Origin of the sequence: Rhodopseudomonas sp. P1, from assembly GCF_039642825.1 — a bacterium.
GTDB classification, from domain to species: Bacteria; Pseudomonadota; Alphaproteobacteria; order Rhizobiales; family Xanthobacteraceae; genus Rhodopseudomonas; species Rhodopseudomonas palustris_H.
The window spans coordinates 2,694,591-2,706,356 of record NZ_CP088006.1 but is presented as its reverse complement, the minus strand read 5'-3'; the positions used below and the strand labels follow the sequence as shown (position 1 = coordinate 2,706,356).

Here is an 11,766-nt window from a genome sequence, read left to right as displayed (position 1 = left end):
GCAAAGCGCAATCGCCGCGATCAACCGCGCGGCGATTGGCCGTGGGGCTAGTACAGCCCGCCGGTGCCCGGCCGCATGAAGCCGCGATCGTCCGGCGGCGCCATCTGCTGTTGCTGCTGCTGGCGCGCGTCGGCGTCGGCGACGCCGATCACCGCGTAATTGTCCGGCGGCGCGGTGCCCGGCTTGAACGCCTCGAGGATGGTGCGGCCGTCGCCCGGGCCGGCACGCATGCCGCTCTTGGCATCGACGCGGACCAGCTTGATGCCGGCCGGCACGCGGAACGGCACCGCCGGCTTCTCGGCGAGCGCGAGCTTGAAGAAGTCCTTGGCGATCGGCGCCGCGAGATGGCCGCCGGTCGCGCCGCGGCCGAGATTGCGCGGCTTGTCGTAGCCGATATAGACGCCGCAGACGAGGTCGGGCGAGAAGCCGATGAACCAGGCGTCCTTCTCGTCGTTGGTGGTGCCGGTCTTGCCGGCGATCGGCTTGCCGACTTCGCGCAGCACGGTCGCGGTACCGGCCTGAACCACGCCTTCCATCATCGACGTGATCTGATAGGCGGTCATCGGATCGAGCACCTGCTCGCGGCGGTCGACGAGCTGCGGCTCGGGCTGGTTCTTCCAGCCATTGGGCGCTTCGCAGCCGCGGCATTCGCGCTGATCGTGCTTGAAGATGGTGTGGCCGTAGCGGTCCTGGATGCGGTCGATCAGCGTTGCCTTCACCCGCCGTCCGCCATTGGCGAACATCGAATAGGCGGTGACCATCCGCATCACCGTGGTTTCACCGGCGCCGAGCGCATACGATAGATAGTTCGGCAGGTCGTCATAGACGCCGAACCGCTTGGCGTATTCGCCGATCAGCGGCATGCCGATGTCCTGCGCCAGCCGCACCGTTACGGTGTTGAGCGAGCGCTGCAGCGCGTTGCGCAGCGTGGTCGGGCCGTAATACTTGCCGGTCGAGTAGTTCTCAGGACGCCACACGCCGACGCCCTGCCCCTGGTCGATTTCGATCGGAGCGTCGATCACTACCGTCGACGGGGTGTAGCCATTGTCCATCGCGGCCGAGTACACCAGCGGCTTGAACGACGAACCCGGCTGCCGATACGCCTGGGTGGCGCGGTTGAATTGGCTCTGGTCGAACGAGAAGCCGCCGACCATCGCCAGCACGCGGCCAGTGGACGGGTCCATCGCCACCATCGCGCCGGAGACTTCCGGCAGCTGCCGCAGCCGGTACTGTCCCTCAATGGCCTTGCCGTCCTTGTCGAGCAGCGGGTCGACATAAATCACTTCGCCCGGCGACAGCACTTCCGACACTGTGCGCGGGGTCTTGCCGCGCGACGGGCCGGCGGCCGGCTTGGCCCACTTGACGCCTTCGAGGGTGACGAGACCGGTTTCGCGCTGCTTGGAGATCGCACCGCCGAGTTCGCGGCCGGGCTGGAAGCCGATCCGCGCCGACTGGTCCGAGGTCTCCAGCACCACCGCCATCCGCCACGGCGTGATGTCGGCCAGCGCTTTCACGTCGGCAAGCTTGACGCCCCAGTCGCCAGCGGTCTCGAGCTTGGTGACCGGCCCGCGCCAACCGCGCGCTTCATCGAACCGGACGAGGCCCGCGACCATGGTCTTGCGCGCTTCGATCTGCAGCTTCGGATCGAGCGTGGTGCGCACCGACAGGCCGCCCTCGTACAGCTTCTTCTCGCCGTAGCGCTCGAAGATGTCGCGGCGGACTTCCTCGGCGAAGTATTCGCCCGCGAAGGTGTGCGCGGCGTTGCCACGATTGGTGACGGTGAGCGGCGACTTGCGCGCCTTGTCGGCATCGGCCTGGCTGATCCAGCCGTTCTCGACCAGGCGGTCGATCACGTAATTGCGGCGCTCGACGGCGCGGTCGTGGTTGCGGATCGGGTGCAGCGCGGCGGGCGCCTTCGGCAACGCCGCCAGATACGAGGCTTCCGCGACCGTCAGTTCGTTGACCGATTTGTCGAAGTAGACCAGCGACGCCGCGGCGATGCCGTAGGCGCCGAGGCCGAGATAGATTTCGTTCAGATACAGCTCGAGGATCTTGTCCTTGGAATAGGCGCGCTCGATCCGCATCGCCAGCAAGGCTTCCTTGATCTTACGGGTGAACGACACCTCGTTGGTCAGAAGGAAGTTCTTGGCGACCTGCTGGGTGATGGTGGAGGCGCCCTGCGGCCGGCGGTTGGTGCCGATGTTCTGCGCGTAGAGCAGCGCGGCACGCGCCATGCCCTGATAGTCGATGCCGCCGTGCTCGTAGAAATTCTTGTCTTCGGCGGCGAGGAACGCGTTGATGACCAGCTTCGGCACCGCCTGGATCGGCAGGTACAGCCGGCGCTCCTTGGCGTATTCGGCGAGCAGCGATCCGTCGGACGCGTGGATTCGCGTCATCACCGGCGGCTCGTAGTCCTGCAGCTGCGAGTAGTCCGGCAGGTCCTTGGAGAAGTGCCAGATCAGCCCGGCGACGGCTGCGACGCCGACCAGGAACACGATCGTTCCGGCCGCGAACAGGAAGCCGAAGAAACGCAGCAGAAAGCGCATCAAAAAGTTCCGTTTCCATCCAGGGCCGCGCCTCGCGGCGGATGTCCCTTGACCGAGAATGCCACCGTTCGCAACCCGGGCGGTTTGCGCCACCGGGCGAGGCCCGAACTGCAATCGCCTCGCGAACCGGGCAGCCTGTCTTATCGAACTTCTTATAGAGCTTACGCTGTGGCCAAACTAGGGCCCGGCCAGGCCTGTCCCCGCACCGCTTGAGGCGGCCTCAGCCCGGCGGGCCGGCGGTCACCAGGCGCTTGCTCAGGAACGAATCGATCGCCTGGGCGACCGCGCCAACGGTCTTGCTGCGCCACTGTTCGGACAGCAGGTACTGCAGATCGGCCTTGTTGGAGACGTAGCCGAGCTCGATCAGCACCGAAGGTACATCGGGGGCTTTCAGCACCCGGAAGCCGGCCGACTTCATCGGCCGCTTATGCATCCGCGTGGTCGCCTTCATGTCCTTCATCAGCTGCTGGGCGAATCGGTTGGAAAACGCCTTGGTCTCGCGCTGAGCCAGGTCGATCAGGATATCGGCGACCTCGGTCGGCTCTTCGGTGAGATTGACGCCGCCGATCGCATCCGCCTTGTTTTCGGCGTCCGCCAGCCGCTGCGCTTCGGCGTCGGACGCCTTGTCGGACAGCGTGTAAATGGTGGCGCCCTGGGCGTCGCCCTCCTTACGCGGCAGCGCGTCGGCGTGGATCGAGACGAACAGCGCAGCGGACTGCTCGCGGGCGATCTTCACCCGGTCGCCGAGCGGGATGAAGGTGTCGTCGGCGCGGGTCAGCACCACGCGGAATTTCCCCTGCTGCGCCAGCCGGTCACGCAGCGCCACGGCGAAATCGAGCACGATGGTCTTCTCGGCGACGCCGTCGGCGGATTGGGTGCCATTGTCGATACCGCCGTGGCCGGGATCGATCACCACCACCGGGCGCGGATCGTCGGTCTCGACCTTCGGCAGCGGCACACTCCGCGACACCGTCGCGGTGGTCTCGGTGCCGGCCACCGTCGGGCGCAATTCGGCGACATTCTCGGCGGTCTGCAGCGCCTGCATGAAGGCGGCACGGTCGATCGACTCCAGATCGATCACCATCCGGCCGGGTTGACCGTTGGCGGGATCGAGAATCTCGGCCTTGGCGATCTTGGCCGGCCCGGTGAGATCGAGCACGATTCGCGAGCCGCCCGGCATGACGAGACCGTAGCGAAACGCCTTGATCAGGCCGCGCCCGCTCTCGCCGGTGCCCTTCGGCAGCCGGAAATTGATCTGCGGCAGGTCGATGACGACGCGATACGGGTCGGCCAGCGCGAATGCGCGAAGCGGCACCTTTCCGTCCAGATCGACAATCAGGCGGGTCTGGTGGTCATCACCGGCGATGCGGGCGTCAGATGCGATCGGAAAAGAGGTCGGAACGGGAGCGGCGGCGGGGGCAGCGGTCTCGGCGGAAGCGGCCGTCAGCATACAGGGCGTCAGCCACGACAATGCTGCAGCGCACGCACCGATTGCACAGTACAAAACAAAATGATTTGCGCGGCGTGCCAAACGAATCCCAACCCTCCCGGAAGTCGTTCTACCGCAATAGAACTGCACGGTTAATCGGACCTTAAGTGGCTCGGGATGAAACCTGCGGAGTGTTGCCGGGCCGTGACGCTCACCTTGCAACCGCCACCCAATCCACGTATGTATTTACTGCTGACGGTCTATACTACCGGTTGTGTCGCGTTCAGCCACTCGGTGCAGCGCTAAGTCCCCGATCCCAAACCCGGCGGATTTTGCGTTTTGCCGGCCCCTCCGAGCCAGCGCAGCGCGCGGCAGGTCAAGGAGTGCCGGCCCAGCCCGAACGGCGTCCGTCCCCGGGCCTTCTCTTGTACCAGGGACGGTTCAACACTTCATGACCGGCCACATTCGGCACACCTGCCGGATGCCCTACTCCGGCTTAGCGCCTCGGCGCGGAGCCGGCCCATCAGCGAAACGACACGGCGGCCGATCGAGCCGCCACCTGTTCAGACGGGCCGACGCTTAATGCGCCAGACTGCGATGCCGAAACCGACCCACGCAAAGGCCGCGCCGCCGCGAAGCTCTGGCTTCGCTTTGCGCGTCGCCTCGGGTCTCCGACCGGCACGGCACACCGCGATGCGTTTCGGCCTTCCCCTCACCCCCGAATCAGGTGGACCGTCGCGTCTGCCGGCCGCGCTGCTTGCGCGAGCCGTTTCGCGCGCGCTTCGCCGACATGAGTTGAAAAATGGCCAACAAGATGCTGATCGACGCCACCCACCCGGAAGAGACCCGGGTGGTCGTGGTCCGTGGCAACCGCGTCGAAGAGTTTGATTTCGAAACCGCCCAGCGCAAACAACTCCGCGGCAACATCTATCTCGCAAAAGTCACCCGGGTCGAACCCTCGCTGCAAGCCGCCTTCATCGAATATGGCGGCAATCGCCACGGCTTCCTCGCCTTCAGCGAAATCCATCCCGACTATTATCAAATCCCGGTCGCCGACCGGCAGGCTCTGATCGAAGCCGACGAACGCGCCCACCGCGAAGCCGAAGAAGAAAGCGAGCAGCGCTCCAGCCGCCGCCGGTCGCGGCATCGCAGCCATCGCCGCCGCAACAACGGCGAACGGGTGCAGAGCGAGATTGTCGAAACCGTTGCCGACGTTGCGGCCGAGCAGCCGCACGAGGCTGCCGACCATCACGAGGCGCACGAGGTCGAGGCACACGCCGAGGGCGAGCGCCTGATGCACGAGCTGCCGGAGGGAGAGACCGCCGAGCAGCACAACGCCGCGCACGCCTCCGCCGATCACGAGCCCCCCCACGTTGAAGCCGCGCCGTCCGAAGCCCCCGCTCCGTCCGAGCCTGAGGTGAGCGCAGCAGCCGAGCCCGTCGCGAACGAGCAGCCGGCGGTTGCCGAAGCTCCCGCGCCGGTCGAAGCCCCGCAGGCCGCGGCGTCGCACGACGAGACCCACGCGCACGACGACGACCACGCCGAGGAAGGCGCCGGCTACGCCGAAGACGCGCCGTTCCCGATCGACGATCACCACGAGGCCGACGACCTCCACGAGGCGCACGATGATCACGTGCAAGCCGAGCACGAGGTCGAAACCGACTCCGAGGCGGAAGCCGAGGATGACGAGGAAGAGGACGACGAAGAGGAAGCCGAAGAGGACGTCGTCGAGTCCGTCGGCGGTGACGACGTGCTCGAGGAAGTGCCGGAACGCGCCTTCCGTCCGCGTCGGCAGTACAAGATCCAGGAAGTCATCAAGCGCCGCCAGGTGATGCTGGTGCAGGTCGTCAAGGAAGAGCGCGGCAACAAGGGTGCGGCGCTCACCACCTACCTGTCGCTCGCCGGCCGCTACGCCGTCTTGATGCCGAACACCGCCCGCGGCGGCGGCATCAGCCGCAAGATCACCTCGGCCCAGGATCGTTCGCGGCTGAAGGAAGTGGTGCAGGACCTCGACGTGCCGGAAGGCATGGGCGTGATCCTGCGCACCGCCGGCGCCTCACGGACCAAGCCCGAGATCAAGCGCGACTTCGAATACCTGATCCGGATGTGGGAGACGGTGCGCGACGTCACGCTGAACTCGCAGGCGCCGAAGCTGGTCTATGAAGAAGGCTCGCTGATCAAGCGCTCGCTGCGCGATCTCTACAACAAGGAGATCGATGAAGTGCTGGTGGCCGGCGAAGCCGGCTATCGCGAAGCCCGCGACTTCATGCACATGCTGATGCCGTCGCAGGTCCGCGCGGTGAAGCTGTATCGCGACGGCCAGCCGCTGTTCTCGCGGATGGGCGTCGAGAGCCAGCTCGACGCGATGTTCTCGCCGACCGTGCAGCTTCGCTCCGGCGGCTACATCGTCATCAACCAGACCGAAGCGCTGGTCTCGATCGACGTCAACTCGGGTCGCTCGACCCGCGAGCACCACATCGAGGACACCGCGCTCAAGACCAACATGGAGGCCGCCGAAGAAGTCGCCCGGCAGCTCCGGCTGCGCGACCTCGCCGGCCTGATCGTCATCGACTTCATCGACATGGACGAGAAGCGCAACAACCGCGCAGTCGAGCGCAAGCTCAGCGACTGCCTGCGGCAGGACCGCGCCCGCATCCAGGTCGGCCGCATTTCGCATTTCGGCCTGCTCGAAATGTCGCGCCAGCGTATCCGCGCCAGCGTGCTGGAAAGCTCGACCGAGCCCTGCCCGCATTGCGGCGGCTCGGGCCACGTCCGCTCGGTGTCCTCGGTTGCGCTGCAGCTGCTGCGCGGCCTCGAAGAAGTGCTGATGAAGGGCGCCACGCACAATCTGATCGTGCGCACCCGCACCGACGTGGCGCTGTACGTGCTCAACCACAAGCGCGGCCATCTGCGCGACCTCGAGACCGGCTTCCGGGTGTCGCTGTCGGTACTGGCGGATCCGACCGTCAGCGGCCAACAGTCGTTCGTGATCGACCGCGGCGAACAGGTCCACACGCTGGAGACCGCCAAGGCGCTGCTCGCGGCGCAGATCGCCGCCTCCCCGGCGCCGCTCGACGAGCCCGAGGATGACGACGGCTACGATTTCGAAGCCGAGATCGAGACCGACGAGACCGTCGGCCTCGCCGAGGATCAGGGCAGCGAAGCCGGCGAGAGCGAAGGCGAAGGCCGCAAGCGTCGTCGGCGCCGCCGTCGTCGGCGGTCGGGCGAGCCGCGTGACGCCGCCGAGGCCGGTGCAGTGGGCGAAGACGGCGAGCAACCGTTCGTGACCGAAGGTGTCGAACAGGTCGGCGAAGCTGACGAAGGCGACGAGGCCGGCGAAGACGACGGCGAGACCGAAGTCCGCGCCGACCAGGGCGAGAACGGCGAACGCCGTCCGCGCCGCCGCGGTCGTCGTGGTGGCCGCCGCCGCCGTGGCACTGCGGATGGCACTGAGACAGAGGCAGGCGTGGTCGGCTCGATCAGCGACGAACTAAACGCAACCGACGAAGCCGAATCCGCCGATGCGGTCGCCGACTTCGACGGCGGCAGCCCGTCGGTGCAGCCGAGCTTCGAACCGGCAGCCGAGACCGAACAGCGGCATCACGCCGCGCCGCAGGACACTGCGCCGTCCGAACCGCAGCACACGGCAGCAGCAGCCGCCGCACTCGACAGCGGCGACGCATCCGCCGAAGACGACAGCGCCGCGAAGAAGGCTGCGCGTCGCCGCTCCACGGTTCGCGAAAAGGTGAGCTTCGGCGCACAGGCCGCCTCCGACACGACGACGGAAGCCGCGGCCGACGTGCGGCCCGAGCCGACCACTGAGGCCGAGCAGCCCGTAGCAGCCGCGCCTACGACAGAAGCCCCGGCCGCCGAGGCAGCAACGCAAGCAGCCGAGCAGCCCGCGCAGGAGCCCTCCTCCACCGCCCCGCGCCGGGTCGGCTGGTGGTCCCGCCGGTTCGGCGGCGGCAATTAAGCCGCCATCAAGATAACAGCTTCCAAAATGCCCGCGCACGCCGCGGGCATTTTCGTTTCAGGCATTGGTCAGGCATTGGTGGTGGGATCAGCGTTCCGCTGCGCGGCATCAGTTTGATCAGCCCTGACGCACCACTCGTCATGCCCGGGCTCGTCCCGGGTATCCACGCCTTGAAGCCGAAGTTGCGAGAAAGACGTGGATGGCCGGGACGAGCCCGGCCATGACGAAGTAAGTGACCAATCAGCCATCGTCTTAAGAGGCCGCGAATTCTCTGCAGCTCACGGGCCGCATTCTCGGACTAACAAGCCCCTCAAAACGCAGATGCCCGCGACAAGCGCGGGCACCGACTTAGTCTAGTCGTTGCAATCGTTGGTTCGAAGTCGTCAGCCGGTGGTGACGGCGGTCTCGACGTCGGACGGATCGATGGTGCGGTTGAGATTGGCGTGCAGGCGGTCGTGGTCGAGTTCGCCTTCCCACCACGACACGAACACCGCCGCAACACCGTTGCCGGTGATGTTGGTCAGCGCGCGGACTTCGCTCATGAACTTGTCGATCGAGAACACGATCGCCATCCCCGGCAGCAGCGCCGGATTGACCGCGGCGAGCGTGCCCGCGAGCGTCACGAAGCCGGCGCCGGTGACGCCGCTGGCGCCCTTCGAGGTCAGCATCGCCACCAACAGGATCGCGACCTGGTGGCTGAAGGTCAGTTCGATGCCGAGCGCCTGGGCGATGAACAGCGTCGCCAGCGTCATGTAGATATTGGTGCCGTCGAGGTTGAACGAATAGCCGGTCGGAACCACGAGGCCCACCACCGACTTCGAACAGCCGAGCCGCTCCAGCTTCTCCATCAGCTGCGGCAGCGCGCTTTCCGACGACGAGGTGCCGAGCACGATCAAGAGCTCGTCCTTGATGTAGGCGATGAACTTGAAGATGTTGAATCCGACGAACCGCGCAATCAGTCCGAGCACCAGCACCACGAACAGCGCGGCAGTGGCATAGAACAGCAGCACCAGCCCGAGCAGGTTGCTGAGCGCGGCCGGGCCGTATTTGCCGATGGTGAAGGCCATCGCGCCGAACGCACCGATCGGCGCCGCCTTCATCACGATGGCGATGACGCCGAACACCGCGTGCGCGGCATCGTCGATCACGTCGCGCAGCCGATGGCCGCGCTCGCCCAGCGCCATCAGCGAGAAGCCGAACAGCACCGCAAACAGCAGCACCTGCAGGATGTCGCCCTGCGCGAAGGCGCCGACCACGCTGTCCGGGATGATGTGCAGCACGAAGTCGACCGCCTTCAGATGGCTGGCCTGATCGACGTATTTCGCCACCGCACCGGCGTCCGGTTTGGCAGCGAGACCGTGCCCGACCTGGAAGATGTTGCCGACGATCAGGCCGAGCAGCAGCGCGAAGGACGACACCACTTCGAAATACAACAGCGCCTTGACGCCGACGCGGCCGACCTTGCGGGCGTCCTGGATATGGGCGATGCCCGATACCACGGTGCAGAAGATGATCGGTGCGATCACCATCTTGATCAGCTTGACGAAGCCGTCGCCGAGCGCCTTGATCCATTCGTTGGTGGCAAGGTGCGGCGACAGCCAGCCGACCAGCACGCCGACCACGATCGCGAACAGCACCTGGACGTAAAGCACCTTGTAGAAGGGCTTCGACTTGCCGCGTTGCGGCAGTGCTGGTGCATCGATATGGGTCGTTGCCGACATGGCGATCACTCCACTCGCTTGATGCCTGTCGAACGAAAAGACGTTGCTGGCCGACCGCAGGCAGTCCCGGTCGACCTAGTCGATTGAAGAACGAACCGTCAGCGTTGGCGGTCGACGATGCGGCGCACCGCGGGCAGCAAGGCCGCACCGAGGGCGGACTTGACCAGCGAGCCGGCGAGGAACGGAACCACCCCAACCCACCACGCCTTGGTGAGGCCGAGATCGAGACCGAAGGCGAGCCAGGCGAAGCCGAGCGTCAGAATGGCGAGGTGGCCGGCGAGCATTGCGGCGAACAGCTTGGCCACCGAGCGGTCGAATCCGCGTTCGGCGCACCAGCCGACCAGGACGGCGGCGACCATGAAGCCGGCCAGATAGCCTGCGGTCGGGCCGAGCAGCGGCGCCAGCCCGCCGACCGGTCCGGCAAACACCGGCAGGCCGGCGGCGCCTTCGACGAGATAGGCAAGCACGGTCGCGGCGCCGAGCCGCGCGCCATAGGCGGCGCCGATCAGCACCACAACCAGCGTCTGCAGCGTCATCGGAACCAGCGGCAGCGGAAGGTTGACCTTGGCGGACAGTGCCAGCAGCACGGAGCCGAACGCGATCAAAACCGTGATCCGCAACCAGGCGGAGAATCCGTCCGTGCGCCGCGGCCACAAATCGGCTGCGAGCGCGGTGTGGCCGCCGATCCTGGGCGGCGCGGACGAACCGAGCGGCAAGGGAATTCTCCCGAGAGGAATTAGTCGCGGGAGCCTATAGCGACGAAATGCCGCTCAGATCAAGCAGCGAAATTGCCGATCCAGTCATTCAGACGAAATTATCGTGCAAGCCAGTCCGTGATCCGGCGCACCGCCTCGCGCATGTCATCGGCCGAGCGGGCGTAGGAAAACCGCACGAAGCTCTTGCCGCGCACCGGATCGAAGTCGATGCCCGGCGTCGCCGCCACCCTCGCCTCTTCCAGCATCCGCTTGGTGAAGTCGTAGCTGTCGGCGGTGAAGGCCGACACGTCGGCGTACAGATAGAACGCGCCGTCGGCCGGCAGGAACTCGGTGAGGCCCGCCTTCGGCAGCCCCTCGATCAGAATCGCGCGGTTCTCCTCATAGCCGCGCTTGACCGCTTCCATCTCGGCGCGGCCGTCGAACGCCGCCTCGGCGGCGATCTGCGACAGCGTCGGCACCGAGATCGCCAGGTTCTGCTGCAGACGTTCGACCGGCCGCACCAGGTTTTCCGGCAGCACCATCCAGCCGACGCGCCAGCCGGTCATGCAGAAGTACTTCGAGAACGAGTTGATCACCACCGCGTTCGGCGACAGCTCCGCAGCGGTGACGGCGGGGAACGCGTAGTCGAGACCGTGATAGATCTCGTCGGAGATGAAGCGGATGCCTTCGCTCTCGGCGACTGCGATCAGTTCGGTCAGCGCCTCGCGCGTCATCATCGTGCCGGTCGGATTGGCGGGACTGCCAACCAGCACGCCCTTCAGCGGCGCCCTGCGGTGCGCGGCGAGCAGCGCTTCGCCGGTCAGCGCATGACGCGTCTCGCTGTGTGTCTCGATCGGCACCGGCACGCAGCCGAGCGCATTCAGAATGTGACGATACGGCGGATAGCCCGGCACGGTCACTGCGACGCGATCGCCCGGCTCGAACAGCGCCAGGAACGACAGGATGAACGCGCCCGACGAACCGGTCGTGACGACGATGCGGTCCGGATCGACATCGCAGCGATAGGTTTCGCGATAATGCTTCGCGATCCGTGCGCGCAGCGACGGAATCCCGAGCGCGGAGGTGTAGTCGATCCGGCTGCTGTCGAGCGCCGCATGTGCGGCAGCGAGCGCAGCGCGCGGCGCCGGCGCCCACGGCTGTCCGACTTCCATATGAATGACGTGGCCGCCTGCCGCTTCAATCCGGTCGGCCGCCGCCATCACGTCCATCACCATGAACGGCGGTACGTCGCTGCGGGCGGACGCGGTCAACAATCCGCGCGCACGTTGTGTCTTGGTCGCATCGAGCATCGAATTCTGCTATCCCCGCGCGGTCTGTTCGGTGAACCCGCTGCGCGCCGCGCCGCTGCCGTCTTGCTGGGCCGACCTGGAGATACCCGGAA

At 66.4% G+C, this 11,766-nt stretch carries 6 protein-coding genes; 1 reads left to right on the top strand and 5 read right to left on the bottom strand.

Annotated features, from left to right (window positions below; translation table 11 throughout):
- Window positions 1-47 precede the first annotated feature (47 nt).
- Window positions 48-2,546: a penicillin-binding protein 1A gene (locus tag LRC39_RS12540; RefSeq protein WP_107344387.1), complete on the bottom strand. Its 2,499-nt coding sequence runs from the start codon at window positions 2,544-2,546 to the stop codon at window positions 48-50.
- Between the two features lie 220 nt (window positions 2,547-2,766).
- Window positions 2,767-4,077 carry an N-acetylmuramoyl-L-alanine amidase gene (locus tag LRC39_RS12535; RefSeq protein WP_346297505.1) on the bottom strand — a complete coding sequence of 437 codons (1,311 nt, stop codon included), beginning with the start codon at window positions 4,075-4,077 and terminating at the stop codon, window positions 2,767-2,769.
- A 700-nt stretch (window positions 4,078-4,777) separates the two neighbouring features.
- On the opposite strand from LRC39_RS12535, the gene LRC39_RS12530 reads away from it, so the two are divergent.
- A complete protein-coding gene (locus LRC39_RS12530) occupies window positions 4,778-7,948 on the top strand; it encodes an Rne/Rng family ribonuclease (protein WP_346294535.1) in 3,171 nt (1,056 codons plus the stop codon).
- A gap of 383 nt (window positions 7,949-8,331) precedes the next feature.
- Here LRC39_RS12530 and LRC39_RS12525 read toward each other — a convergent pair whose 3' ends face one another.
- The 3 genes from LRC39_RS12525 to LRC39_RS12515 all read right to left on the bottom strand — a co-directional run bounded on the left by LRC39_RS12525 (window position 8,332) and on the right by LRC39_RS12515 (window position 11,674).
- Complete coding sequence (locus LRC39_RS12525) at window positions 8,332-9,669, bottom strand: dicarboxylate/amino acid:cation symporter (protein ID WP_107346578.1); 1,338 nt, start codon at window positions 9,667-9,669, stop codon at window positions 8,332-8,334.
- Between the two features lie 98 nt (window positions 9,670-9,767).
- A complete protein-coding gene (locus LRC39_RS12520) occupies window positions 9,768-10,325 on the bottom strand; it encodes a biotin transporter BioY (protein WP_346297504.1) in 558 nt (185 codons plus the stop codon).
- Between the two features lie 158 nt (window positions 10,326-10,483).
- The gene (locus LRC39_RS12515) at window positions 10,484-11,674 is read right to left on the bottom strand and encodes a pyridoxal phosphate-dependent aminotransferase (protein ID WP_346294534.1); all 1,191 of its coding nucleotides are present in this window, start codon (window positions 11,672-11,674) and stop codon (window positions 10,484-10,486) included.
- Between the last annotated feature and the right edge of the window lie 92 nt (window positions 11,675-11,766).